Raw genomic sequence first — 26,797 nt, 5'->3', positions numbered from 1 at the left:
ATGATAAATATGTCAGTCATCAAAGCCTTTCTCGTCAGTCCTCTGAAGTGGCTCCGCGTGACGGTGGCCGTCATTTTCTTTATTGGGATTGCATACGCTTTTCTGCACCACATTCCCGCGTGGAACGTGCCGAACATGACGGGGGGCGGAGAGGGGGTGGAAGATTCCTTTTCCCTGGCGCGGTGGCAATTGGTGCCGTCCGTGCTGGGGACCTTGAGCGGGGCCGCCGTTTCCGTCGTGATTCTGGGGGTTTTGCTGCTGCTTACGCTGCTGTTCGGCCGCGTATACTGTTCCTTCATCTGCCCGCTGGGGATTCTCCAGGATATTGTTTTCAGAATCCGCCGCTGGCTGGCGCCGAAGCGTTTCCTGAAATTCTCCCGGCCTGTGCCGTGGATGCGGTATGGGGTGCTGGCATTGCTGGTCGCCTGCTGCGTGACGGGGCTGGCCGGTCTGTCTCTGAATTGGCTGGACCCTTACAGCATTTTCGGGCGCATCATGTATGTGCTGGCATGGCCGGCCGCCATTTGGAGCAATAACCTGCTGGCGGCGGACAGTTCTTCTGCGGACCTGGTTCAAATGGATTATTTCCCCGCGGCTTTCCCGGTATTGCTGGCCTCCGCCGGCATGCTCGGCCTGGTGGCCGTCATGAGCGCCTGGAAGGGGCGCCTGTATTGCAATACGGTATGCCCCGTCGGCACGTTCCTTGGGTTGCTTTCCCGTATCTCCCTTTTCCGGCTGGGCTTTGATCCCGCCTCCTGCAAAAAATGCGGCAAATGCGTCAAATCCTGCAAGGCGCAATGCCTGAACCTGAAGGAATACAAAATAGACTCCTCACGTTGCGTGGCGTGCTACGATTGCGTGCGCTCCTGCAGTGAGGGAGGAATACGCTACCGCTGGTTTACCAGGGTCCGCCAACAGATTCCGGCCCAAAAAAAGAAGGTTCCCCCGGCTTCCGCTCCCTCTTCTTCCGCCGCGGTTCCCTCCATTGCCGGGAGTTCCCGCCGCCAGTTCCTGGAGGCTACTGCGGTCGGGCTGGCTGCGGCCGCCTTTTCCGGATGCCGGGGAGATGCCGCCCGGAAGCTGGACCCTACCCAGTGCGTTCTTCCTCCCGGAGCCGGTTCCCTGGAACGTTTTCTGGATATCTGCACCGGCTGCCAGATGTGCGTTGCCAACTGTCCCACCCATGTGCTTCAGCCCTCATACCTGCAGCTTGGCCTGAAGGGATTCATGAAACCCCGGATGGATTTTGCCACCAAATATTGCCTTTATGATTGCCACCGCTGTGCGGAAGTCTGCCCCACGGGGGCCATACGCAGGATGCCTGTTACCGCGGAAAGGGATACTGAGGGAATAACAAAAGATACTACGCGCATTGCCGTGGCCCGGTTTTACGTTTGCCGCTGCCTGGTTGCCCGGGAGGACATGGATTGCGGAGCCTGTACGGAGCATTGCCCCACCAAGGCCCTTTACACGGTGCCCTATATCGGGCGTGACGGCCAGGAGCACCGCCTGCCCAGGCTGGATCCTTCCCTGTGCATCGGCTGCGGCGCGTGCGAACACGCCTGTCCCGTTACCGCGGAACGGCCTGAGGAACGCGAACGCCGGAACTCCTGCGATCTGTGCGAGGAAAAATGCGAGTTCGGAAGGCGGCGGGAAATGCCCCCCCGGGCGCTGGTGGTCCGTGCCGTAAATCCCCAGCAGAAAGCTGTTAAAAAGTTTGAGGACAAAGCTGTGGATCCGGTGGGGGATGCGGATTTTCCGTTTTAAAAACGGCTGGCGGTGTGGAAGATGATGAAATAAACGCTCCCGGAGGCTTCAAACTTCCCTTTCGGGAGGGCTGTGTCTGTCCATCCGGTTTTTCGGGGGAATTCCGTGCAGCCCGGCTTGCGGCACGGATACGGCCGCGGGGGATGCCGAAATGAGCGGGGGCAGGAGGAGCCTGACCGCGGGAGCGTTCCCGCGGCTGGCGGGGAAGGTTCCCGGAGAGCATGTTCTCCGTTTCCGGCGGGATAGAGTGCAAATGCCCGATTTTCCTTGATGATGCGGAAGTTGATACGTTAAAGTAAAAGAACCATGTTGCAGGCGAACGGCATTACGTATGAGATAGAAACACCGGATGGTCCTTTGAAATTATTGGACAATGTCAGTTTTAATGTCCCTCGCGGTCATTTTATGGCGGTCGTTGGTCCTTCCGGCTGCGGAAAGACGACCTTATTGAAGGCGATTGCGGGCATGATTGCGGAAACGGGCGGGCGTTTTTTCTGGAATGGTCATGATTTGGCTGAAGAAGACTTTGAACCTTCGGAAATCGGGTTCGTTCCCCAGTTCAGCATTGCCTATGACCAGCTGAGCGTGGATGAGAATGTGGAGAGCGCCGCCAGGCTCCGTTGCCGGTTCAATTCCGTGGACGATTTGGACGACAGCATTGACAATGCCCTGGAGGTAACGGGAATGGAGGGGATTACGGACCGGGATGTGAAAATTCTTTCCGGCGGCCAGAAAAGGCGACTGGCGCTGGCCATGGAACTGGTATCCAATCCCCGGCTGCTGATTTGCGATGAGGTGACGTCCGGACTGGATCCCAGGTCGGAACACGATATCGTGTTCCTCCTGCATGAAATCTCCCGTTCGGAAGGCCGCATCGTCATTTCCGTCACGCACAGCCTTTCCCATCTGGACAGGTATGATTCCATCCTGGTCATGCACCAGGGCTGCGTGGCTTACCACGGTTCGCCGAAAACCATGCTGCATTACTTCGGCGTTTCCTCGCTGGAGGAGATTTACCCGAAGCTCCAGGATCGTGAAGGCCCTTCCTGGAGCCGGTCCTGGAGCAAGCACCGGGATTCCTATTATTCCCGTCTGGAACAGGAAAGGGAAAAGAAAATTCTTTCCGGGGAACTGCCGGATCCGGATGCCGTCCGTCTTACGGAGGCGGAGAAGGAGGGGGCCTCCGGAGAATCCGGAACGGAACGGGAAAAGGCCGTGGAGGAAAACATTCCGGAAGTTCCCGGATTCTTCACCCAGTTCTTTTGCCTGCTGGGGCGGCGCTGGCGCATCTTTTTCCGCGACCGTTCCCAGTTGGTTCTTCAATTGGTCATGGTGCTGCTGTTTCCCGTGCTGGTAGCCATGTTTACGGACAAGGGCTCCGGGCAAATCGTGGGGCTTTCCGCCACGCAGGATGTCCAGACTGTCCAGAAGGATATGGAAGCCCAGCAGCTGAACATGAAGACGGGATCCGCCGTCTCCGGCATCATCATGTTTGAGGTGATTCTGCTGGGGCTGATGGGGTCCAACAATGCCGCCCGCGAGGTGGCCGGCGAACGCGCCGTCATGGAAAAGGAAAAGTATGCGGGCATGAGGCCTTCCGCCTACCTGGCGAGCAAGCTGTCCTATCTGAGCGTCCTGGTGCTGGTGCAATCCGTCTGGATGTTTGCCTTTGTGGATTTTTTCTGGGACCGTGGCGGCGGCCTGACGCATCTGCTGTTCCTGATTTTGGCGAACGCCGCCATGACTTTTGTATGCCTGGGCATTTCCGCCCTGGCCCGGAGTGCGGACCAGGCTTCCCTGCTGAGCATTTATCTGGTGGGTTTCCAGCTTCCTCTCTCCGGAGCGGTGCTGGCGCTTCCGGAATATGTGGAGGATTTCATACGGCCCTTCATTTCCGCGTATTGGGCGTGGTCCGGCAGCATCTCCGCCCTGAAGGACGACGTATATCACGCCGTCAAGAATGTGCTGGATACGGACCTGACGCCCTCCCTGGTTTGTTATATTGTTCTGGGCGTGCATGTTGCGTGCGGCATTGCGGCCGCCTACGCGGGAATCCGCCGTTCGCGCTGGGAGCTTTAATTTAATGCGTGCATTTGCGGGAAGTCCGTTATATACTTCTTCCATCAAAAATTATGTCGAGACGGCGTGCAGCAAAAAAGAAAAATTCCTCATCATCCGCACTGGTTTTGACGGTCGGGGCGGCGGTTTTTGTGCTGGCCGTTATTGTGGGGATTGTCATGTTCCGAGCCGGGGAGAAGCCTCAGGCCGGGTCGGATATACCTCTGGATATTCTGGCGGCGAACGCCTCCCAGCTTTCCAATAACAACTATGCACTGGACGGAACGGTGATTGACCGTTTTCCGCGCGGCGAGTCCGAGCTTATTGCCTTCTTGTACAAAGACGCCTCCGGGCGTGAGTGCATCATTCCCGTCTGTGTTTCTGCTGAGGCCAGGAACGGACTGAACATCAACCGGGACCAGCAATACAGGATAGAGTTCCGGGTGGAAGACGTCAATCCGAAGGTGCGCGGCGTGTGCGTAGCTACATCCATTCAGCCTAAATAAACAATCTCCCTCGTCCTATGAAATGCTGTTTTTTGATGACTCTGGCCTGCGCGGTTCCTGCGCTGGGGCAGATGATGTACAACCCTCCTGCAGCCGGCGGTGCGCCTGCCGCGCCTCCTGCCTCCCCTCCCGCCGTTCAGCCGAATGCCTACCAGCCTTCCAGGCAGGGGGATGCCAAGTCCCTGTACGGCAATGAGCTGCCTTTCCTGAACCCTCAGGACGGCACGGTGACCATCAACGGAACGACGTTGAATATGGGCAGTTTCCGGGAGATTGAAGCGCGTTTCAACAAATACCTGAGCCAGCCGGAGGAGAGCACGGAAGATGCGAAGGAATATCAGAAAATTTTTGAAAAGCTCCACGAAACGCTCTCCATGCGCAAGGAAAAACTGGCGGCGGATAATGTGGTGCGGCAGGTAGTGGACCTGTTGACCGCCGCTTCCAGCAATCCGCTGGACGGAGGCGTTTCCGACGCTCTCTGCCAAGCCATTTACACCGCGTGGCAGGCCAGGAGCAATGGGAAAAACAAGGGGAAGATGCTTGAGGCGGTGGAGAGGGAAATCCGCAGCAACGCCCAGAAGATGAGCCTGATGGAAAGCGGCGTGACGGCGATTTCCGGTGCACCCTCCGGCCAGAAGGGCGGGAAAAAGGGGACTCCCTCCAATCATCCGGCGAAAAATAATCCCCGTTACAAATACCTGGAAAAGCGTGTGGTGGAGATGGAAGCCCGCAAGCTGAAGCTGGAGAGTGAACAGGTGCTGACGGTGACGGAAGCGAAAGTTGTTTTCCAGTCTACGCTGGTTCAATTGTTTGCCCAGCGGCGTTTTGACCATGTTTCCATAGGCTGCGGCGTTTACAGCCGCCTGTTCAATGACGGGGATACCAAGCTGCGGCTGGATAAAAATTCCGATGCCGCCAAGATGTTCAGCGGCACGCTGGGCGCTCCGCCCACCGTCGCTATTCTGGACAATCTTTCCCGGGAGCTGGCCCGTGACTCCGACCGGCACATGAAGGCCGTGAACAATCTGGTGGATTCCCGTCATTATGTGGATGCGCTGGAACGGCTGAACGAAGCCCTTCTGATCGGGGAATTCATGCCTGCCGTAAATACGTTTCCGTATGAGAAGAAGCAAAAGCTGTATGCCTTCAAGCGGGACGTGGAAAAGTTGTTCGAGCTGATGAACGGCAAAGATTATGAAGAAGCCCTTTCCCTGGTGGAGGCTCTTAAGAAGACTTCCAGGGATTTCAGCACGGGCCGTGCGGAATCCGCAATCAGCGCCGCCGTATTCGCCAGTGACGCCTATATTTCCCAGGGTCAGGAAGCCCTGGCCAGGGGTGACCGCGCCAAACTGGAGGAATGCCTGAAAAGCGCCATTGAAATCTGGCCGAAAAACCCCCGCCTTCTTCCGCTGCGGAACGCCATGATGGCCGCGGGTCAGCAATCCCATGCGCTGGAGGATTTCAAACGTTTCCACAAGAGTAAGAATTATCGCCGCATCTTTGACAACCAGCATGAATTTGCCGTTCTGGTGAAGGATGATCCGGAGCTCCAGAAGCAGTTTGTGGAAGATTTGGGCAAAATGGCCGTTATTGAGCGTGCCCTGGGCGCGGCGCGTCAGCGTGAAGCCATGCAGGACGTATACGGCGCCTGGGAGGAGCTTCAGCAGCTGCGTTCCAAAGACCAGGAGCTGTTCATCAATGACCAGGAGCTGAATGCCCGGTATCTGGACCTGACGACAAAGGCAAGCACGCTGGTGAATTTGCTGAATGATGCGGAAAAATGCAGGAATGAGGGAGAAGTGGGGTCCGCCCTGGGCAAGTACATGGAAGCTAAAAGGCTGTATCTGTATTCCCGGTTTGCCAAGGAGGGAATTGAGTCCCTGCTTGATGAAATTTTCCGTTGAACTGGACGGATAAATTCCGCCGCATGGCGTGCCTGTGGAGACGGAGTAATTGCTTTTCTTCCGGAACGGTGCCGTTATGCTACGGCTCATGAAGGCAGTATACCTGTGTTTGTGCATGCTGGCGGCGTTCTGTTTTCCGGCCGCGGCGCTTCCGGCGGATTGCAGCCAGGTGATTGTAGGTTCCGCGGACGGGTGGAATAGTTCCCATGTGCAGTTGAGCCTTTTGGAGAAAGGGCCGCGGGGCTGGGTGATGGTGAAAGGGCCGTTTCCGGCGCGTCTGGGAAAATCCGGTCTGGTCTGGGGCAGGGGCGTCAGCTTCCCTCCCGCCGGAGGGCCGGTGAAGAAGGAGGGGGACTTGCGTTCTCCCGCAGGAATTTTTGAACTGGGGGGCGTATATGGAACTGTTCCCGCGCCGCAGAAAAAGCGTTCCATGCCGTACCGCCGCATCACGCCGCGGGACATGTGGGTGGATGACCCTGCCTCTCCCCTGTATAACCAGCACTTTGTGCTGAAGCATGATCCCGTCACGCCTTGGGAGTTCAAGCAGCAGATGAAGCTGAATGATTACGCCCACAGTCTGAAACTGTTTATCCGGCATAATGCCGCAGACGGACGGCAGAAACCCGTGCCGGGTGCGGGTTCCTCCATTTTTTTCCATATCTGGCGCCGGGACGGAGGAGCCCCTACGGCCGGATGCACCGCAATGAGCGAGGAAAATTTGAGGGCCATGATTGCATGGCTGGATCCTTCCAGACATCCCCTTTATATTCTGCTCCCCGCCAGGGAATATTTGCGCCTGCGCAGAGCCTGGGGGCTGCCGTGATATTTTCAGAATCCGCCTTTGCAGGCACGCCTGTTCCGCCGCCCCGGGACGGACAGGGGTGTGGTTGAAACACTACGGATGGAAGGGCTGGTGGATGGTGCGGCTCCCGTGCCGTGCTGCACGTTCGTTGCTGCCTGGAGTTCCCTTTCCCGTAAATGCAGGAAGCCGGCCTTTCTTCAAAGGCCGGCTTCCGCATGGTAAAATGGTTATTGTTCCTGGGACTGGGGAGCGGGAGCTTCCGGCTGGAGCAGGGGAGTGGAGGTTTCCTTCACTTCCGCCATGGAACCCTGTTCTTCCCTGGGTGCGCGGTCTTCGCGGGGCTGACGGGGTTGTTCCTGGCGTTCATTGGCTCCGCTGACCAGCAGATTGCGGCCCATGAAAGGCTGGTTGTGGAGAATGTCCACGGAACGGATGGCGTCTTCCATCTTCTTCATTTCCACAAAAGCATACCCCTTGGACTTGTGGGTGCGGGGGTTGTAAATGATTTCCACGGAATTGACTTCCCCGATGCCCTTGAACACGTCCTCCAGATCGCTTTCCGTAGCTTCATAGGAAAGATTGCCCACATAAAGCCGGCGGTTGGAGACGGGCTGTTTGGGTGCGGAAACGCGATCCTGCCTGTTGCGGGCTACGCGGGTGTTGGTTTTGGCGGCGGCTTTATCCCTGGCCGCATACTTGTTATTCTTGGACGGACGAATGCCGAAGAGGCCCAGGAAACGCTGCCACAAGGAGAGTTTGGCGGGCGCTTCTTTTCTGTACTTGGGACGGTAACCGCTGGAATCGCGGCGGTCATTGCCATAGGAGCGTCCGCCTTTGTTGTAGCGGCGGCGAGCTCCCTGGCCCTGTCTTCCCTGTGTGTTGTGTTGTGACATACTTATATGCTAAGTTGGTGATTATGTTGGTGTCATGCCGGATTTATCGCTGTGTGCAGTAAATTCCATCCGGAGGATCGCCGGGACGTTCCGCTGCCATGAGAAAAGCCAGGAGTAAGGGGGCCCCATGCCCCGATCAACGGTCCATGCATGGTCTGATAGGGGGGCGATCAGGCTAGGCGCGTGACCAGTCCGGTCGATTGACGCGTATACCAATGCACAGGGAGCCGGATTCTTGCAAGCCGGTATCTCGTCATTTTAGGCTTTCTGCTCGCCCGGAGGCGGGAAGGCTGTCCGGGAGGCAGGCTTCCGTGCCGGGCATGGCTCAGAGTGAGCAAACAATTTGACAAAAAGACAAGGACGGAGCATTTTAAATGCCGGCTAATCTACATATTCTCTCGATGCTGATTCAAAATGCAGACCGTACTACCTACGGGATTAATAAGATTGTTGTTTTCGTCCTTGCATTCGTCGTCTTCTTCGTTGTCGGATTTGTGTCCTGGCAATGGGATGGGGTCGCTCCGGAACCGTGGCGTCTGCGGACGCTGGTGCTGACGCCGCTGACGATGTCTCTGCTGCTGTATGTGTGCTGTGACCAGTTCGGCGTTTACTACCGCTGCCAGACGCTTTGGGAAAGCATCCGGCGGTTTGTGGTGGCATATGCCTGTTTTGTGGTGTTAAGCGTGATGATATGGAAGTTCTTTGTTCCCTTCTCCGCGGATGTCGGTGTCCAGACCCTGGCGTATTTGCTTACCTTCCTGGGTTCCCTCTGGCTGCGTATCAGCTGGTTCCGGGCGGAAAAAAGGCTGGTGGAGGAAGCCCCTACGCTGGTGGTGGGAACTCCGGATCATGTGAAAGAATTCCGCAGGACGCTGGAGAACAATCATGTGGACTTCAGGAATGGGCTGCTGGTCATGGCGCCTGAAGAGGTGGACAGTGCGGTAGTCAGGAATTTGTTGATTAAGAATTGCGTCAGCAAGGTGGTGTTTCTGCCGGAGGAGGTGGATTCTTCCGTGGCGCGGTGCCTGGTGGAACTGTGCGGCAAGATGGGAGTCGATTTTTACGCGAGCATGGTGGTAAGCATGCCCGCTGTGCATAAAACCTATTTCGGCGTGATTGGAGGAACAAGAATGCTGGTGTACAAATCCACCCCCATTCCCTATACCACCTCCTGGCAGTTGAAGAAAATGCTGGACTGGACGGGAGCGCTGGCGCTTCTGGTGGGAACGTCACCCCTGTGGGTGCTGGCGGCTGTGGGAATCAAGCTGTCGGATCGTGGCCCGGTCTTTTACCGCCAGAAACGTTCCGGGCTGTATGGTCGGGAGTTTGGCATGTGGAAGTTCCGCACCATGTACCGGGACGCGGATAAGAGGCTGGATGAAGTGAAAGCCAAGTACGGCAATGACATGGACGGCCCCATCTTTAAGCTGGAGCACGACCCTCGCATCTTCTCCTTTGGGCGCTTCCTGCGCAAATTCAGCATCGACGAGCTTCCCCAGCTCATTAATGTGCTGAAGGGGGAAATGAGCCTGGTTGGCCCGCGCCCGCTGCCCGTTTATGAGACGGAAGCCTTTACCAGCGACGCCCACCGCCGCAGGTTGAGCGTGCTGCCCGGTGTGACGGGGTACTGGCAGATTGCCGGACGCAGCAACATCCGGGAATTTGAAAAGCTGGTGGAATTGGATATGAAGTATATTGACAACTGGTCCCTGTGGCTGGATATCAAACTGCTTCTGAAAACCGTCCCGGCAGTGCTTTTCGCCCGTGGGGCAAAGTAGCTTCCAGGTCTCCCTGGATTGCAGGCCGTCAGCCGTTATTGCCGGGAATTTGGAATCTGGCTGGGGTTCTCTGTCCGGTGGAACAGGCCCGTTTTAAGAATACTGCAATTCGGGAGGGGGATGAAATTGGTGTATTTTGTGGAAAATGAAGAAAATTATTGCCGGGCAGAGACTTTAATCTTGAGGTGCGGAAAGGGATGGGGCAGAATCAATCTATTATGGATTTAGTTCAGCGAGAAATCTCTAAAGAAACGGTGACTCCGTATTTCATCGAGTATTTCGGTCAGGCGCCTACTCATGTGGCAGCGGCACCGGGACGTGTGAACCTTATTGGTGAGCACACGGATTATAATAACGGTTTTGTGATGCCTATGGCGCTTGATAACCATTGTGTTGTGGCTGTGGCTCCCTCCCCCGTGGGCAAACACCGCTTTTGCGGTTCCCTGGGTGACCAGATCCATGAAATTGCGGTGGAAGATGCCTTGGTTCCCGGCGAACCGTTCTGGTCCAATTATGTCCGCGGCGTTTTGGCCAACCTGCACAGGCGCGGCATAGAAATCGGGCCTGTGGATATGCTGATTGACAGCAATGTGCCCCGCGGCGGCGGCCTCTCCTCCAGTGCCGCTCTTGAAGTTGCCGTCTGTACGGCGCTCGCCGCTTTTGCCGGCGTTGAAATAGATCCCAAGGAAGTAGCCCTGATCGGGCAGGCCGTGGAACATGAATTCGTGAACGTTCCCTGCGGCATCATGGACCAGTTTATTTCTGCCAACGGCAAGAAGGGCATGGCTCTCAAGCTGGATTGCGCCACGCTGGAATATGAGCTGGTTCCGATGAACAATGAGTCCGTCTCCGTGCTGGTTCTGGACAGCGCTGTGAAGCATTCCCTGGCGGACGGAGCTTATGGACAGCGCCGCAAGCAGTGTGAGGAAGCTTCTTCCATCATGGGCGTGCCCTCCCTGCGGGAAGCTACGCTGGAGCTGTTGGAATCCTTCAGGGAACAGCTTGGCGATGTGCGCTATCGCCGCGCCCGCCACGTCATTGGAGAAAATGCGCGCGTGAACGCTTTTGCGAATGCCCTTGCCCGCGGCGATTGGGATGAGGCCGGTGTAGCCATGCGCGGCAGCCATGCTTCCCTGCGTGACGACTATGAAGTTTCCTGTGCTGAGGTGGATACCCTTGTTTCCCTTTGTGACCGCATTCCCTCCGCATCCTCCATTTACGGCGCGCGCATGACGGGCGGCGGGTTTGGCGGATGCATTGTGGCCCTGGTGAAGACGGAGGACGTGGAAAAGGTGGCCCAGGAGCTTCTGGACAGCTACTGCCAGGAAACGGGCATTGAAACTACGTATCTTGTAACCCGTGCCGGAGAAGGCGCCCGTATTCTGTACCAAGCTTAATCCATACTGATGATGAAAACACTAGCAACTATATTCGGGGCGCTCGCCCTGATGACGTGGGGCGCATCCGCCCAGGAGGGGCCCGTGCCTGCAACGGCAGCTGATGCGCAGCCCGCCCTGGCCGCTCCGGCCGCGACTCCCGCTGTTGAAGTCCAGCCGGCAGCGGAAATTCAGCCGGCGGCTCCCGCTGCAGAGGCTGTACAGACCGCCTCTGCGGAGCCTAAAACGGCCCCTCTTTCCATGGTGGAAGTCATTCTCTTCTGCGTGGTCGTGGTGGGCGTAATCGCCCTGGGCATCTGGAAAAGCCGTGACCCCGAAGAAACGGAAGAGGAAAAGAAGGCCAAGGGCGCTTCAGACTATTTCTTGGCCGGCCGCGGTCTGACCTGGTGGCTGGTGGGTTTTTCCCTGATTGCCGCCAACATTTCCACGGAACAGTTTGTGGGGATGTCCGGCAAATCGGCCAACTGGGTGGGCATGGCCATCGCCGGGTATGAATGGCTGGCCGCAATCACGCTGGTGGTTGTAGCCTTCTGTTTCCTTCCCAAGCTGCTGAAAGGCGGCGTATATACGATTCCCGAATTCCTGGAATACCGGTATAACACGCTGGCCCGTTCCCTGATGGCCATTGCCACGCTGCTGATTCTGGTAGGCGTGCCGACTGCGGGCGTGATTTACGCCGGCGCCAAGGTGATCTCCGTGTTCTTCACGGGATACTCTGCCATGGGCATTGACTTCGGCAACATCACCGTCGGCTGCGTTATCATTGCCTTCTGCGCCACGGTATACGTGTTCGTGGGCGGGTTGAAAGCCTGCGCCTGGACGGACCTGTTCTGGGGCGCCGCCCTGATTGTGGGCGGCGGCGTGGTAGCCTATTTTGCCCTGACGGAGCTCAGCGGCGCAGACCCGAACCATTTGATTCAATCCGCCGCCGCCAATTCCGGCGCGACGGTTGCCTCCCTGGGGAATCCTTCGGACAGCCTCTGGCATGGGGTGACGCGCTTTTTTGAGCTGAACTCCGGTGACGCGGCCAGCGGTGTAAATACCGTGGGCGGCAAGCTGCACATGATCCGTCCTGCGGATGATGCGGAAATCCCGTGGACGGCTCTTTGCCTGGGCCTGTGGATTCCCAACTTCTTTTACTGGGGCCTCAACCAGTACATCATGCAGCGTACGCTGGCTTCCAAATCCCTGGCGGAAGGTCAGATGGGCATTGTGTTCGCCGCGTTCCTCAAGCTCATCATCCCATTCGTGGTGGTGGTCCCCGGCATCCTGGCCTATAACCTGTACCGCAATGACCTGAAGGAACAGGCGGAAGTAAAATATGCGGCGGAAATCCGTAAGACGGAAGATCCCGCCGCAGTCAAGGGCCGCCCCGTCATCTACAAGCTTACGGACAGCTTCCTGGTGGAAAACGTGGAGGAAGGCTGTGCCCATGCCATTCATAACGCGGAAGTAATGAAGGTGGGCGAAGATGTTATGGCCAATTTGAAACAGGCCTGCGCCGATTTGAAAGCGGATGCCGCCAACGACCAGACCACGTTAGCGGAACGTGCCCCGTTCGTGGAAAAAATCGCTTCCCTTAACAATAAAATCATCAAGCCGGCCGTGGACAACTCGGACAACTACTATCTGACGGATACGCTGGTAGGCTTTGACTATGACTCCGCCTTCGGCACGCTGATCAGGAAGTTGCTTCCCGGCACGGGATGGACATGGTTTGTGCTTGCGGCTCTCTTTGGCGCGGTGGTGTCTTCCCTGGCATCCATGCTGAATTCCGCGTCCACCATCTTTACGATGGATATTTACAACAAGCTGCGCAAAAATGCGGGGCCCACGGAGCTGGTTACCGTCGGCAAGATTGGTTTGCTGGTGTGCGCCGTGATCGCCCTGACCATTGCTCCGTTCCTGGACAGCCCGGCCTTTGGCGGCATCTTCAATTTCATTCAGGAATTCCAGGGCTTCCTGAGCCCGGGCGCCCTGTGCGTGTTCCTCTTCGGCTTCTTTGTGCCCAAGTGCCCGCGCATCTTCGGTTGGCTGGGTATCGTCATTAATGCCCTCCTGTACGGAATCCTGAAGGTGTGGCAGCCGGAAATGGCCTTCCTGAACCGCATGGCCGTGTGTTTCATCACGGTAGTGGTCATCGGCTTCATCTTCACGGCGGTGAACGCCGCCCGCGGCGGACAGCCTATCGTGCTGCCCGACAGGGGCGTGGTTGCCCTTCAGTCCTCTTCTCGGGCTAAAATCTTCGGATGGCTCGTGGTTGCCGCGACGGTCGCCCTGTACATCATCTTCTGGTAATCCAGGGAAGACCTCCAGTCCCGTATTTTCAATCCTCCCGGTTCAGGCCGGGAGGATTTTTCACGTCCGGAACAGACCATGCAGCTGGCGCGGCTGAATATTCTGGAGGCGGAAAGTCGGCAGACTGGCGTTTCCGGGCGGCAACGGCGCCTTGTCCTCTGAATAAAGTTAAAGTAAAAGACATGGTTGAAAAGAGGCTGGCAAAACGCCATGCCGCCTCTTATTCCTCTTCCAGAAGCATGCTGCGCAGGGAATCGAAAAAGTTTCCGGATTCCTCTTCCGTCGCTTCCGCGTTCATGAGATCCTCCCATTTGGAATATTCCATCAGGTGGGGAGGAATTTCACTGAGGAAGGAGGAGCGCTGGCAAGGCATGCGGTCCCCGTAACGCAGGCGCGTGGCGCAATAAGTAAGCATGAGTTTCTCCTGGGCGCGCGTGATGCCTACGTAGAGCAGGCGGCGTTCTTCATCGCAATTGCCGTCTTCCAGGGAACGCTTGTGGGGAAGGATGCCTTCCTCCAGCCCCACGAGGTACACTACCGGAAATTCCAGTCCCTTGGCGGCGTGCATGGTAATCAGGCATACGCCTGGCTTGTTTTCCACGTCGTCATCGTTATCTTCCTTGTCCAGGGTGACCTGGGCCAGGTAGTCCCGGAGAGTTTTTCCGGGTTGCCAGAAGTTGCGGAGGGAGGCTTTCACGTCCCCGATGGACACCAGCCGTTTCTGGATTTCAGCTTCCGTTTTGCACAGGCGCGTGACGTATTCGCTGAATCCGGTTTCCTCAATAAGCTGCTCCAGGATGTCTCCGAAGTCGGTTTCCTTATCCTGGAAAAGGTCGATGTATTTTGCAATCAGTTCATTGAATGCCTGCACGCTGTTGCGGGCGCGGGTGGAAAGGGCCGCCAGGAATTCTTCGTCCTGGAGGGCTGCCCAGACGCTGTTGCCGTGCTCCCGGCTCCAGTCGATGGCCAGATGGCTGGTCAGCTCGCTGATGCCGCGCGGCGGCGTGTTGAGGATGCGCAGCAGATATTCGTCAGCCTGCGGGTTTTCGATAGTCGCCAGATAGGAAATGAGGTCCTTTACCTCCTTGCGGTCGAAAAAACTTTGCGCGCCCACCATGCGGTAGGGAATTTTATGTTCCCGGAGCGTTTGTTCAATGATGCGGCTCTGGGTATTGGCCCGGAACAGAATGGCGAAATCCTCCCAGGGCCGGCCTTCCTGCCTGCGGACGTTTTCAATGTCCGTGATGATGAATTCCGCTTCTTCCGCGTCTCCGGGCATGGAAATGAGCCGGACGGCTTCTCCTCCGCCTTTATGGGCGCGCAGCGTCTTGTCCCTCCGGCCCAGGTTATGGCGGATCAGGGCATTGGCCGTGTCCAGGATGGGGGCGGTGCAGCGGTAATTTTCTTCCAGTTTGATGATGGAGGGATTTGGAAAAAAACGTTCGAATTCCAGGATATTGCTGATCTGGGCCCCGCGCCAGCCGTAGATGGACTGGTCGTCGTCCCCCACTACGCAGACATTGTGTTCCGGCCCCACCAGATGGCCCAGCAGGCTCATTTGGAGGCTGTTGGTATCCTGGAATTCATCCACTGTGATATAGCGGAAGCGCTGTTGCCACGCCTCCCTGACGTCCCGGTGCTCCTTCAGCAATTTGTCCGCCAGAATCAGCAGGTCGTCAAAATCCACGGAATTCTGCGCCTGAAGTTCCCGCTGGTAGGAGGCGGCGATGTTGGCCGTCAGGTTGTCTTCAATGGAGTCAAGTCCCAGACCGCTGTTTTTCATCCGGCTCATGGAGGAAAGCACATCCTTGGGCGTGATTTTCTCCGTAATGCCGCCGTGGCGCACAATCAGTCGCCGGATCAGGCCGCTTTGTTCGGAACCGCTGTAAATGGTGAAATTGGTCTTGTACCCCAGGCGCCCTATATCCTCTCTCAGGATGCGCACGCAGAGGGAATGGAAAGTGCTCACCATTATTTGGCGCGCCGCCTTGCGTTCCACCATCTGGCCTACGCGTTCCCGCATTTCCAGAGCGGCCTTGTTTGTGAACGTCACGGCCAGGATGCTTTTGGGGCTGATACCCCGGTCCACCATATGGGCGATGCGGCAGGTGACGGTGCGCGTTTTACCCGTTCCGGCCCCGGCCAGGATCAGCACGGGCCCCTGCAGGGTCTGCACGGCCTTCCTCTGGGCCGCGTTCAGGCTCTCCATGGAAAAGGACTTGGCCATTTATACGTCAAAATGGATATCTTTCAAATTCGGGTGGCCGGCAATGAGCTGGGAGATATTCATGCGCGTGCTGCCTTCAAGCTGGACGTCTGTCACCAGCAATCCTCCGCTTCCGCAGGCGATCAAAAGCCCCTGTTCTCCGGCGGAGAGCACCTGGCCCGGTTTTCCCTCCGCTTCCGGGAGGATGGAAAAGCCGGGGAAAATTTTCATGTTGCGGATGCGTTTCTTGCGGTTCCAGTAGTTGGTGAAGGTCCCGGGCCACGGGTCGTACGCCCGGATCATGCGGCCGATTTCTTCTGCGGGGCGCGTCCAGTCGATTTTTCCGTCCGCCCGCAGGAGCTTGGGGGCGTATGTTGCCAGGATTTCCTGCTGGCGGATGCGTGTAGCCGTTCCTTTTTCAATGGAATGGATGACGGGCAGCAGCACATCCGGCGTCATCCTGGCCAGCTTGTCATGCAGGGAACCTCCGGTTTCCGTGCCTTCCAGGGGGGTGCTGATCTGGGCGATGATGTCTCCGGCATCCAGCTTCCTGACAATGTGCATGATGGTGATGCCCGTTTCTGCATCGCCGGATTTGATGGCGGACTGGATGCAGGCCGCTCCGCGATGGCGCGGCAGGAGGGAGGCATGGGCGTTGATGCAGCCCATGGGGGCCATATCAATCACTTCCTGGCTCAGAATCTGCCCGTACGCCATGACGACGATTAGATCCGGATTCAGTCTCCTGAGGTTGCTCAGCGCATCCGGGCTGCGCAGGGAATGCGGCTGGAGCACGGGAATGCCCGCTTCCCTGGCAATATTTTTGATGGCCGGGGCTGTAAGCACCTGGTGCCTGCCGACAGGGCGGTCGGGTTGCGTGACCAGGCCTGCCAGATCCGAATGACGGATCAGGCTGCGGAAGGCGGGAATGGCAATGTCGCCTGTGCCCATGAAGACGATGCGCATGGCTGGAAGCTTGCCCTGACGGCCTGCGCAGGTCAATGTTAAATCCGGTTTTGAGAAGGGAATCATAGGGAAGAAAGGCCGTTTTTTCCCGTTCCTTTCCGTCCGGAGGGAATACCGGAGGATAATGTTTTTCCGGCCGCTTCCCCTCATGTCTGCCCTCCTGCAAGAAGTTCTTTTCGATGGAGCGGAATATTGGTATACCCTGTTCTATGCAGAAAGGACGGCTGCCGCGCATTCTGATTGTGACCGCAGGATACGGGGAAGGGCACAATTCCGCCGCCAGGGGCGTGAGGGATGCTCTCGCAGGGCGCGCGGAAGTCCTCGTTACGGACCTGTGCGCGGAGGCGATGCCCCGGATGTTTGGCCTGACGCGCGCCGCCTACCTGTGGATGATTTCCCGCATGCCCCGCCTCTGGAAACTGATGTATGAGGTGAGCGACAGGCGCAATATGGCGGAAAAGCCCGTCAGGGGAATCGCCCCCGTGGAGCGCCTGCTGGAACGTTTGCTGCGGGAATGGAAGCCGGATGCCGTGGTCTGCACCTACATGGTATATCCCTACATGCTGGATTCCCTGGCCTCCTGCACGGGCAGGGCGGTTCCCTACCTGACCGTCGTGACGGATTCCTTCGTCATCAATAAATCATGGCTGTGTTCCAAGTCCCCTCTCTGGGCCGTAACGGATCCCTGGACGAGGGCCATCATGGAGGAAAAGGGGCTGCCGCAGGACAGGCTGCGCGTTACGGGATTTCCCGTCAATCCCGTGCTGGGGGCGTTGGCGAAGGAGCATCCTCTTTCCTGGAAGGAAGGGGAGCCGTTCCGGGTGCTTTACTTTGCCCAGCGTTCCGCACGGCATGCGCGGGCGGAGCTGGCGGGTATGCTGGATGCGAATCCCGCCCTGCATGTAACCTGTATTCTGGGGCGCCGGTTCCGGCGCATTTATCCCCGCATCCGGGATTTGCGAGCCAGATACGGACGCAGGCTGACGGTGCGCGGCTGGACGCGCCGCGTGCCTTCCTATCTTGCCGCCAGCCATGTAGTGGTCGGGAAAGCGGGAGGCGCCACCGTGCACGAAGTGCTTGCGGCCGCACGGCCCATGCTGGTGAACTTTCTTCTTCCGGGCCAGGAGGAGGGCAATACCCGCCTTCTGGAAAAACTGGGCGGCGGCGGCCATGTGCCGGATGTCCGCGCCCTGGCTTCCGCTCTTCAGGAAATGATGGCGGACGGCGGCGCGCAGTGGAGGCGCATGCATGAAAACCTGCTGCGGGCGGGGATGACCGGAGGAAGCGGCAGAATAGCGGATTTGGCCTTGAAACTGGCGGAGGAACATACTAACTGATTCCCGTGACCTATCTTCTGATTGACAATTCCAACACGCGCACCAAGTTCGTGCTTTCTTCGCCGGAAGCCCTGTTGCCGGAGCGGTATATGATTCCCACCCGGGAGGTGAGCGGGGAGCGGCTGGACGAGGTGCTGGCCGGCGTCCGTTATGATGCCGCCGTGGTGTGTTCCGTTGTGCCGCGCGTGGCGGAAGAGCTGAAAAACTGGATCGTCAAACCGTGCCATTTCCTTTCCTGCGATTCCCGGCTGGGCGTGGGCATCGACTATCCCCACCCGCGCCAGATAGGGGCCGACAGGCTGGCGAACGCCGTAGGCGCCGCGGCTTATTACGGGTATCCGTGCGTTGTGGTGGACTTCGGCACCGCCGTGACTTTTGACGTGATCGGTCCCCAATGCACCTATGTGGGCGGCGTCATTGCCCCGGGGCTTGCCAGCATGGGGGATTACCTGGAGCGCAATACGGCGCTTCTTCCCGCCATTGACCCCCAGGAGCCGTCCCGCGTCATTGGAACCAGCACAGTAGAGGCCATGCAATCCGGCGCCGTGTACGGTTACCGGGGGCTGGTGAAGGAAATTCTGGCCCGGCTGGAAGGTGAGCTGGGCGTGCGTCCGGCCGTGGTTGCTACGGGAGGGGATGCAGCGCTGATCGCCAGGGGCGTGGAGCGCATTGACCATGTGGACCCTGACATTACGTTGAACGGCTTGCGCATAGCCGCCGGGCTGAATCTTTAAAGAACGGCCAAAATCGGCTGGAAACCTGCTGCTTCCGGCGCCGTGGCCGGATGACGCGTAAAAACTCATAAATAGGTGTTGCAAATGGCGCATACCCCATGTAATATCAATGAACCTTAACAATAAATATCATGTCTGACAACAGCATCGAAGAAAAAGTAAGAAGTATCATCGTCGACCAACTTGGCGTTGAATCCGATAAAGTGACTGCTGATGCGAAATTCATCGAGGATCTCGGTGCTGATTCGCTGGATACCGTTGAACTCGTGATGGCTTTCGAAGAAAACTTTGACATTGAAGTGCCCGATGAAGAAGCTGAAAAGCTTCAGTCTGTGGCCGACGTCGTTGCTTACATCGAAAAGGTTCAGGGTTAAGTTAAACTGCTAAAAATCCTTTATTACAAAAGCGGCTTCCCTGTCCAAGGCAAGGAAGCCGCTTTTTCATGGAAAGCCCCTCTGCCTTTTCTTCCATGAGCGACCTGCCTTCCTTTTCCCGTGACGATATCCGCTATGCGGCGGAGATGACGCGGGTGGTGTATGAACCGGACCGCCGCATTGATACTTTTGGCGATACCAGGTTTAATTTTCTTCTCCTCAGTGAACTGATGGATGAGGTGAACGTGGTGCGCGTGCGCAGCGGCTGGGTGGAAGCGGAGAAACCGAAAATCATACGGCCTTCCATTTACAATGAAATCAGTACGGAGGGATTTTCCGGAGAAGCCAAGCGCTTTTTTGACTGGCTCTCCAAAAACGGCCCGGGCTTTCTGACGCTGCTGGAATACGGGTTCAGGTTTAAACGGTCGGAGGTGAGCGAGGAAATTCTGCATGAACCGCTTGATTCCGTGCGCGGTCGGCTGCTGGACCAGGTGCGCAATGGAGAAGATACATTCATGTCTCTCATTGAGGGAGTGGATGACGCATGGGAGGTCTCCCTCTTGAAATTCATGGTGGAAATGATACAAAAATCCCATGAAATCAATATCTTTGACTTCAAGCGCAAAGGTCTTCTTTAGCCTTTTGGCGGCGGCTTTCTGTGCCCAGGGAGTTTTGGCGGACGGAGAAAATTATTCCCTCTGGCCGCGCCGTCCGGAGGCCCTTGCTGAAGCCCGCCGCCTGATGGACCGCGGCAGTCTGCCAAAAGCTCTGGAACTGCTGCAGCCTCTGGCGGAACAGGGAGGCGTGGTGGGGAAAGAGGCGAAGGAACTCATCGGAAGGCTGCGCATCCGCCAGTTGCTGGATCCCAACGGACCGGACGTGAAAAAATATACCGTACGGAAGGGAGATTCCTGGATACGCATGGTCAGAAAACTGGGTTGCTCTCAGGCCATGGTGGTTCACCTGAACGGTTTGATGGATATTCCCGCTCTTCGTGCGGGAGATGTATTCAAGTATCGGCCTCTGGATTTCCATGTGGTGGTGAACGTGCCGGAAAAGGAAATCTGCCTTTACGACGGGACGGATTTTGTCAAGGGATACCCCATCCTCTCCATGAAGGACGGGGGGAAAAAGAATGTGGAAACGACCGTAAAGGATGAGCAGGCCCCCGTGTCCATCTACAGCAGGCAGTTTCCTTCTGCGGATAAGACGCTGGTGCTGGCGGCGGGAGGCTATGTCATTGACGCTGCTCGCGGTACGCCCCGCTCGCCTGGGTTTTATCTGAGCCGGCAGGACTGCAATGAACTGGCCATGCTGACCAGGCCGGGAACGAAGGTGACTATCCTGAGGGGGAAAGGAGAGGAACCGTGAGGCTGGTTATTCAGCGTGTCAGTAAGGCCGCCGTTCATATCGGCGGTGTTTGTGCGGGGGCCGTGGGGCCCGGTCTGCTGATTCTGGCGGGCATTGAAGAGGCGGATACGGAGGAAGATGTGCGCTGGCTCGCCAACAAGGCGGCGGCCATGCGCATTTTTTCCGACGCGGACGGAAAGATGAATCTTTCCGTAAGGGAAGTGAGTGGAAGCGTGTTGGTGGTGAGCCAGTTTACGCTGCATGCCTCCACCCGGAAAGGGAACAGGCCCTCTTTCATCCGCGCCGCGAGGCCTGAGCGGGCCATTCCCCTGTATGAGCTGTTTAAGAAGGAACTGGCGTCTTTGCTGGAAGGAAGGGTGGAAAGCGGCGAATTCGGCGCGGATATGCAGGTTTCCCTGATTAACGACGGCCCGGTGACTATTTTCATGGATTCCAGGAAAAGAGAATGAGAGAAAGGATCTTATATATTTAACTTTGCCCCGGTTTCCTGCTTTCTCTCTATCTCCATATAAACATAGAAAAATATTGCCGATAGATCTGTTGCTCCTCCTGAAAATCTGTCCTTGAGAAAGAAGGAATATTACGTCTGCACAGATCCGAACTTGGCCCTGAAATAGCTAAGGCCGGAGTTCTACTGGCTGGACGAAATTTTCCGTAGCAGCCGCCTGTCCATAGGGGGAGTAATCGTAAGCCGCCGCGATCGTTCCCTGTGCGTCGAAGACCTCTGTGACATTCTTGTTGAAGTCCACGCCGTAGCAGTACAGGGAAGCGCCCTGCACGAGGGCCAGGGGGCGCGTGGCCATCTCTTCCAGAGAATCCCACAGCAGGGTGCCAAGCACGTTACGGTTGTTGATCATATCCTGCGACGCTAGTTACAAGTAGCTACGGTCATTCTATTTAAGGATTTTTAGGGAATTCACATTTTTTATGATTTTTTGTCATCTTTGATACAATTGTTCTGATACTATTATATCATTGGAAAATCTTCCGATTCAATTCTCTTCCTGTATTCTTTATAATACACTAGCTTCTTATAAAACAAGTCTGAAAAGATTTTTTTTCATGATTATTTCAATTAGAATCAGATTTATTTTTTATTTTCTTCAAGACATATGTTATTCTGAAACATTCAATGACTATAATGAGATAACCAAGAATTAATACTGTATATGATATTAAAAGTTCATTCGAAAAGTTTTCCCATAATAGATTTATACCATGATACATTGTTGACAAAATTCCAATTATTCCAGAGATCAGAAATAAATAAATTGTGAGTTTGATAATTGGAAAAGGGAAGTTATTAAATGAAAAATTAAGAGTATTTTTTTAACCAAACAAGAATTCTTAAAAATAGGATTACAAAAACACATCCATAAACTAATTCAAAATATTCATATACAGTTAAAGGAGACTCAGGGTAAATCATAATACAGGCAACTAATTATATTTCGTTCATTATTTAGACCATATTTTTATATTTTCATTAAAAGATTTGTTAACAAGTTCTTCGTTTTGATCTATGATAAATGGGATTTTTAAAGTAGCGTTAATCTTAATATATCCCGTTGCATCTAAAGTTAAATATATTGGTTTTGCGTTCAAAGTTAATCCAGAACTTATCTTAAAATCGATAGAATAAGATGCTTGTATATAAGATGATAGTGTAATACCTGCATCCATTCTGTGAGAAAATCCTAATAATTCTTCCCGATAGGATGTTAAAGTTTTGCCATTACAATTGTCAATTTTAAGTATTTTTTTCATTACTTAATCCAGAAATCATAGTTTTTAAAGAATATTCAATATCAGGAAGAATAGGCCACCATTTTTGTTTAATTTTAAGCCCTATACCTACACCTATACCAACATCTGTTCGTAATTTTGCTTCAATGCATACACAATTTTTCTTTTTTTTCTATTGATATACTTCCCTCAATAATAAGAAGAATGGGTATGTAACCCGCAGGAATAGTCATTGTGTAGCCAAATTCGTTAGTTTCTTTTCCGAGATAATCAATAGAAAATACCACTCCATTATCAACAAACCCGTACAAATTCCACCCGCCCTGTTCAGCAATGGGGTCGCGGTTGATCCACCTGCCGTCTTTGGGGTTGTAATAGCGGTAGTTGTAATAGACCAGGGCGAGTTCTTCGTCGTGCATCTCGCCGGACCACTGGACGGGCTGGCCGAGGCTGCCCGTACCGGTCACGGCCCCATAGGGGGAGTAATCGTAAGCCGCCGCGATCGTTCCCTGTGCGTCGAAGACCTCCGACACATTCTTGTTGAAGTCCACGCCGTAGCAGTACAGGGAAGCGCCCTGCACGAGGGCCAGGGGGCGGGTGACCACCGGTTCCAGAGGATCCCACAACAGCGTGCGGAGCACGTTCCGGTTGTCCAGCATGTCCTGGGCGGCTATCTGCAAATAGCCTCGGTACAGGTACCGTTCGTGGCTGGCGACCGTGCCGTTTTGGGTGACTTTCTTCATGTAGCGGCGTCCCTGGTAATCGTAGCCGCACTCAATAATCGTGTTTCCATTCCGGCTGGTGAAGCTCACCGCGCGGTTGGCCGCGTTGTACACGGCCGTCCAGATGCCCGTTGACGTCTTGATGAGGGTCTGGTTGCCCGAGGCGTCGTACGTCGGCACAAAAGGCGCTTCCCCGCTTTCTTCAATGTCGGTGTACTGGTTGAGCCCGTTGGCCGCGTAGGCGAGTTCCTCGGCCGGTTCCCGTGCCGTCTTGCGGTTGCCGATGTTGTCGTAGCTGTAGCCGTAGGGGGCGGCGCCCAGGGTGGCGGCGGTGAGTTCGTTTCTGCCGTTGTAGCTGAAGCTGTCGCTGCGGGCGGGTTCCGTTCCCCGCTGCTGCGTGCGGGTGACCGGGCATTCTAAGGGGGCATTATAGCTCTGATACAGGAGTGTCAATTCTTCCAATCAATTCCGTTGCCATAAGTCCATAAATTATAAATCATCATTTCTCTCCAATTTCCTATTTTGGACCATTGCATATCAATTTTTTTATCATTCAGATAACATGTTATATTGTCATTATCACATGAAGCTTCTATTTTGGAAATACGGTATTCTTCATTATTCAGCTCGGTAAGCTGATTTTTACGATCAAAAAATGTTAATACAATCTTTTGATTTTTTTTCTCATACAAGGCTGAGGCAACTCCGCATGGTAAGACATATGATTTTTTTTCCTTATCCAAAAAGAACATAATAGCTCTGTCTTGGAAAGAATCGTGTTTGATTATTACACTAGATATTCCCCATTCATTATGAACAGGTTTCCATAATTCATTGTACCATTGGTGGCACAAATACATGGTTTGTCCAATTTTCAAAACTTGATATGTATAAATTGCTGCATCTCGACCACCAAACATACAAAAACTTGGAACAGGCTTTCCAGTTTTCTGATCTATTTGAATAACATCATATGATCTACCTACTACATTGTCTTTTTTGAATTTGATAACTCCAGATGTCACTGTTTGAATATTTTTCCAAGCTTCAAACCTATCCCGATAATATGATATCTGTGTGTATCTTGTGGTATCATTTAAATTTTTATTAGTATCTATGAACTTTATTATAGGAAAATCTTGAAATAAATCTGCGGATTGAACGATCTGTTTCAAAATTTCTATATTGCCTTGTGCTTGGGTTATATTTATTATGGCGCTGAATATTAATATGTTGAAGATATTTTTCATGTTTTGTTAATCTAATGTTTTATGCCTTTTATTACATTTAGAAATACAATAGACAGTAGAAAATTTAACTATTCCTTTTCCTAAATCATTTTTTAAAAATACTTTTGCATACTCTCCCATGGCTACGCATAATTCAAAACAACTTGAGAATGTCTTTTTCTTTAGCGTTTGATATCGTGTAGCAGCTTTATAAAATTGTTGATATGCAACTTTTTCATCTCTTTTGATATAAACAAAATCAATTATATCTTTAATTGAAGAAATTTTTACTCCGGGAATTTTTGTTCCAGGAGTTACTTTATAAAGTTTAGACACTTTTTTACTAAAATCTTTTGCATATCTAATATTGCTTGCCGCTTGATTAGCACTATTAGCTTCCTTAAAAGCGTTCATGGATTCTGAAACTGTATTATTTAAAATTTTGTCATTTATTTTCAATCCTGTTGTTTCACAAATGTATATGTCTGTTCCTTCTAAAATTTGATCATAAACATATCCAAGAAATTCTTTATCTTTTTTCTTATCTTCTAACCCTAAAGCATCAAACTTATCTTGAAGGCTGTTCCCGAGGAACGCATAAAGATTCCATCCTCCCTGTTCAGCGATGGGGTCGCGGTTGATCCATCTGCCGTCTTTGGGGTTGTAAAAGCGGTAATTGTAATAGGCCAGGGCGGGTTCTTCGTCGTGCATCTCGCCGGACCACTGGACGGGCTGGACGAGTCTTCCGGTGCGGGTGGCTGTTCCATAGGGGGAGTAGTCGTAAGCCGCCGCGATCGTTCCCTATTCGTCGAAGATTTCCGTCACGTTTTTGTTGAAGTCTGTTCCATAGCAGTAAAGGGCATTGCCCTGCACCAAAGCCAGGGGGCGGGTGGCCACCGGTTCCAGAGGGTCCCACAACAGCGTGCGAAGCACGTTACGGTTGTTGAGCAGGTCTACAGCGGATACTTGCTATACCTTTGTTCTATGTAGGCTTAGCGACTTTCTTCCATCGTGTTACTATGAAAAACGAAGTATCTATTTATCGGAATCTCTGTATTCAGGTAATGGATATTTAAAATAAACTATAGTTAATAATAAGTACTTTATTGTATTTTTGTTTTAAACTTTTTAAAAATAAATTTAATTATTTTGTTTGTCAATAATAATAGCAACAGTAGTAGTAGTCCTATAAAAATGCCTGAAATTATTCCGTAATCAAAACAAATTATGAATGTAATCAAAACAATAGGAATGCAACCTATAATGATAGATATAATATTAAAAATAAAAGATATATCTGAATCTTTTATATATGTGGACATAAAGAGAGATAATAAATAAATTAACAAGAAAAAAAATATTATAGGCATGATTGAAATAAATTTTTATTTATTTTTTGCAACATTTTATTTTTTCTTTCCAAATGTATACTTGTGTCCAATTTCCCATTGGATAGCCAGAAGACCAACTAGGCATTAAGTGATAAAAAAATGAAGTAGCAGATGTTGTATTAGTTACTTTATATATAGTATTTATATAAAATTCATTTCTATTATTAATAATTTCAATAGAAACATCGCCACGACAACTTCCAACAAAAGTTGGTATTCCATTAGGTAAACTTGAGAAAAATCTTTCAAAATCTCGTTTAAATTTTGTAAACGACATAACAGATTTAAATCCCGGATACGAAATAGATATATTAGTTGCATTTTCCCATTCATCACAAAACCGTGCTCCTTTATTTTTTCTTTTGAAAAAAATCATGATATCTCTTCCAATGGGAGAATTTTTAATAGCTTCCGATTCTTCAGATCCCTCTGGATAAATAGAATAAGGTGGAACAGTACCAATTAACCAACGAAGGAAGTTTACTAAAGCTGTACCCCATCCAGGAATATTCGAGGGACGATCATACCCAGGCACACCTGTTGCCGTATGTATAGGCATAACAAAAACCAACCCCAAAGCATCAACCTTATCTTGAGTGCTGTTCCCGAGGAACGCATAAAGATTCCATCCTCCTTCTTCAGCAATGGGGTCGCGGTTGATCCACCTGCCGTCAGCGGGATTGTAATAACGATAGTTGTAATAGACCAGGGCGAGTTCTTCGTCGTTCATCTCGCCGGACCATTGGACGGGCTGGACGAGGTTGCCTGTGCTGCCAACTGTCCCATAGGGCGAATAGTCGTAAGTTGCCGCGATCGTTCCCCGTGCGTCGAAGACCTCCGTCACGTTTTTGTTGAAGTCCCATCCATAGCAGTAAAGAGAGGCGGCCTGCACCAGGGCCAGGGGACGCGTGGCCACCGGTTCCAGAGGATCCCACAACAGTGTCCGAAGCACGTTCCGGTTGTCCAGCATGTCCAACGCCGCTAGTTGCAGGTAGCCGCGGTACAGGCAGCGTTCATGGCTGGTGACCGTGCCGTTTTGGGTTACTTTCTTCATGTAGCGCCGTCCCTGGTAATCGTAGCCGCATTCCACGACTGTCGCGCCGTCCCGGCTGGTGAAGCTCACCGCGCGGTTGGCCGCGTTGTACGCCACTGTCCAGATGCCCGTTGACGTCCTGATGAGCGTCTGGTTGCCCGAGGCGTCGTATTGAGGCGCAAAAGGCGCCTCCGCGTTTTCTTCAATGCGGGTATACTGGTTGAGTTCGTTGGCCGCGTAGGCGAGTTCTTGGGCCGGTTCCTGCGCCGTCTTGCGGTTGCCGAT

24 protein-coding genes are annotated in these 26,797 nt (G+C 53.6%); 14 read left to right on the top strand and 10 right to left on the bottom strand.

Going from position 1 to position 26,797, the window contains the following annotated elements:
- Positions 1-9: 9 nt before the first annotated feature.
- The 5 genes from WW58_RS11040 (at position 10) to WW58_RS11020 (ending at position 7,058) form a co-directional block, all read left to right on the top strand.
- A complete protein-coding gene (locus tag WW58_RS11040; protein ID WP_215833632.1) occupies positions 10-1,767 on the top strand; it encodes a 4Fe-4S dicluster domain-containing protein in 1,758 nt (585 codons plus the stop codon).
- Positions 1,768-2,073: 306 nt separating this feature from the next.
- Positions 2,074-3,846 carry an ABC transporter ATP-binding protein/permease gene (locus WW58_RS11035; RefSeq protein WP_046437686.1) on the top strand — a complete coding sequence of 591 codons (1,773 nt, stop codon included), beginning with the start codon at positions 2,074-2,076 and terminating at the stop codon, positions 3,844-3,846.
- 53 nt (positions 3,847-3,899) lie between these two features.
- A complete protein-coding gene (locus WW58_RS11030; RefSeq protein WP_022196909.1) occupies positions 3,900-4,331 on the top strand; it encodes a hypothetical protein in 432 nt (143 codons plus the stop codon).
- A gap of 17 nt (positions 4,332-4,348) precedes the next feature.
- Positions 4,349-6,235 carry a hypothetical protein gene (locus tag WW58_RS11025; RefSeq protein WP_022196910.1) on the top strand — a complete coding sequence of 629 codons (1,887 nt, stop codon included), beginning with the start codon at positions 4,349-4,351 and terminating at the stop codon, positions 6,233-6,235.
- A gap of 88 nt (positions 6,236-6,323) precedes the next feature.
- Positions 6,324-7,058 carry a L,D-transpeptidase family protein gene (locus WW58_RS11020; protein ID WP_022196911.1) on the top strand — a complete coding sequence of 245 codons (735 nt, stop codon included), beginning with the start codon at positions 6,324-6,326 and terminating at the stop codon, positions 7,056-7,058.
- 206 nt (positions 7,059-7,264) lie between these two features.
- Here the strand turns inward: WW58_RS11020 and WW58_RS13610 are convergent, their stop codons facing one another.
- Positions 7,265-7,930 (bottom strand): hypothetical protein, encoded by a 666-nt coding sequence (locus WW58_RS13610; RefSeq protein WP_094139450.1) that lies wholly within the window; start codon positions 7,928-7,930, stop codon positions 7,265-7,267.
- Between the two features lie 401 nt (positions 7,931-8,331).
- Here WW58_RS13610 and WW58_RS13605 point away from each other — a divergent pair, with 401 nt between their 5' ends.
- The 3 genes from WW58_RS13605 to WW58_RS11000 all read left to right on the top strand — a co-directional run bounded on the left by WW58_RS13605 (position 8,332) and on the right by WW58_RS11000 (position 13,403).
- Complete coding sequence (locus tag WW58_RS13605) at positions 8,332-9,708, top strand: sugar transferase (RefSeq protein ID WP_179219146.1); 1,377 nt, start codon at positions 8,332-8,334, stop codon at positions 9,706-9,708.
- A gap of 218 nt (positions 9,709-9,926) precedes the next feature.
- Positions 9,927-11,105: a galactokinase gene (gene galK / locus WW58_RS11005; RefSeq protein WP_046437682.1), complete on the top strand. Its 1,179-nt coding sequence runs from the start codon at positions 9,927-9,929 to the stop codon at positions 11,103-11,105.
- A 9-nt stretch (positions 11,106-11,114) separates the two neighbouring features.
- Positions 11,115-13,403: a sodium:solute symporter family transporter gene (locus WW58_RS11000; protein ID WP_046437680.1), complete on the top strand. Its 2,289-nt coding sequence runs from the start codon at positions 11,115-11,117 to the stop codon at positions 13,401-13,403.
- Between the two features lie 220 nt (positions 13,404-13,623).
- On the opposite strand, the gene WW58_RS10995 is transcribed toward WW58_RS11000, so the two are convergent.
- Both WW58_RS10995 and fmt read right to left on the bottom strand, forming a co-directional pair.
- The gene (locus WW58_RS10995; RefSeq protein ID WP_022196918.1) at positions 13,624-15,630 is read right to left on the bottom strand and encodes an ATP-dependent helicase; all 2,007 of its coding nucleotides are present in this window, start codon (positions 15,628-15,630) and stop codon (positions 13,624-13,626) included.
- Positions 15,631-16,641 (bottom strand): methionyl-tRNA formyltransferase, encoded by a 1,011-nt coding sequence (fmt, locus tag WW58_RS10990; protein ID WP_232051379.1) that lies wholly within the window; start codon positions 16,639-16,641, stop codon positions 15,631-15,633.
- Between the two features lie 143 nt (positions 16,642-16,784).
- Between fmt and WW58_RS10985 the strand changes: the two genes are divergently transcribed.
- The 6 genes from WW58_RS10985 to dtd all read left to right on the top strand — a co-directional run bounded on the left by WW58_RS10985 (position 16,785) and on the right by dtd (position 20,840).
- Positions 16,785-17,912 (top strand): MGDG synthase family glycosyltransferase, encoded by a 1,128-nt coding sequence (locus tag WW58_RS10985; protein ID WP_179219145.1) that lies wholly within the window; start codon positions 16,785-16,787, stop codon positions 17,910-17,912.
- A 5-nt stretch (positions 17,913-17,917) separates the two neighbouring features.
- On the top strand, positions 17,918-18,646 hold the full coding sequence (locus WW58_RS10980; protein ID WP_046437677.1) for a type III pantothenate kinase: 729 nt from the start codon (positions 17,918-17,920) through the stop codon (positions 18,644-18,646).
- Between the two features lie 131 nt (positions 18,647-18,777).
- On the top strand, positions 18,778-19,020 hold the full coding sequence (locus WW58_RS10975; protein WP_012420022.1) for an acyl carrier protein: 243 nt from the start codon (positions 18,778-18,780) through the stop codon (positions 19,018-19,020).
- 68 nt (positions 19,021-19,088) lie between these two features.
- On the top strand, positions 19,089-19,658 hold the full coding sequence (locus WW58_RS10970) for a hypothetical protein (RefSeq protein WP_046437675.1): 570 nt from the start codon (positions 19,089-19,091) through the stop codon (positions 19,656-19,658).
- A complete protein-coding gene (locus WW58_RS10965; RefSeq protein ID WP_180975816.1) occupies positions 19,615-20,391 on the top strand; it encodes a LysM peptidoglycan-binding domain-containing protein in 777 nt (258 codons plus the stop codon). Before WW58_RS10970 ends, WW58_RS10965 begins: the two co-directional genes overlap by 44 nt.
- Positions 20,388-20,840 carry a D-aminoacyl-tRNA deacylase gene (gene dtd, locus WW58_RS10960; RefSeq protein ID WP_012420025.1) on the top strand — a complete coding sequence of 151 codons (453 nt, stop codon included), beginning with the start codon at positions 20,388-20,390 and terminating at the stop codon, positions 20,838-20,840. Before WW58_RS10965 ends, dtd begins: the two co-directional genes overlap by 4 nt.
- Positions 20,841-21,008: 168 nt before the next feature.
- On the opposite strand, the gene WW58_RS10955 is transcribed toward dtd, so the two are convergent.
- The 7 genes from WW58_RS10955 to WW58_RS10930 all read right to left on the bottom strand — a co-directional run.
- Complete coding sequence (locus WW58_RS10955) at positions 21,009-21,248, bottom strand: hypothetical protein (protein ID WP_046437671.1); 240 nt, start codon at positions 21,246-21,248, stop codon at positions 21,009-21,011.
- Positions 21,249-21,849: 601 nt separating this feature from the next.
- Positions 21,850-22,158, bottom strand: coding sequence for a hypothetical protein (locus tag WW58_RS13600; RefSeq protein WP_215833630.1), 309 nt, complete (start codon positions 22,156-22,158; stop codon positions 21,850-21,852).
- A 122-nt stretch (positions 22,159-22,280) separates the two neighbouring features.
- Entirely contained in the window at positions 22,281-23,321 is a 1,041-nt protein-coding gene (locus WW58_RS10950) for an RHS repeat domain-containing protein (protein WP_288143456.1), read from the bottom strand.
- Positions 23,309-24,109 carry a hypothetical protein gene (locus WW58_RS10945; RefSeq protein WP_046437667.1) on the bottom strand — a complete coding sequence of 267 codons (801 nt, stop codon included), beginning with the start codon at positions 24,107-24,109 and terminating at the stop codon, positions 23,309-23,311. The genes WW58_RS10950 and WW58_RS10945 overlap by 13 nt, the downstream gene beginning before the upstream one ends.
- 6 nt (positions 24,110-24,115) lie before the next feature.
- A complete protein-coding gene (locus WW58_RS10940; protein ID WP_215833691.1) occupies positions 24,116-24,883 on the bottom strand; it encodes an RHS repeat domain-containing protein in 768 nt (255 codons plus the stop codon).
- A 6-nt stretch (positions 24,884-24,889) separates the two neighbouring features.
- A complete protein-coding gene (locus WW58_RS13595) occupies positions 24,890-25,021 on the bottom strand; it encodes a hypothetical protein (RefSeq protein WP_256151013.1) in 132 nt (43 codons plus the stop codon).
- 456 nt (positions 25,022-25,477) lie between these two features.
- A partial coding sequence (locus WW58_RS10930; protein ID WP_046437661.1) for an RHS repeat domain-containing protein occupies positions 25,478-26,797 on the bottom strand: 1,320 nt, incomplete at its 5' end.

Origin of the sequence: Akkermansia sp. UNK.MGS-1, assembly GCF_000980515.1 — a bacterium.
Classification (GTDB): Bacteria; Verrucomicrobiota; Verrucomicrobiia; order Verrucomicrobiales; family Akkermansiaceae; genus Akkermansia; species Akkermansia muciniphila.
Note: the sequence above shows the minus strand (reverse complement) of the source record. Positions and strands in the feature narration are given on the sequence as shown.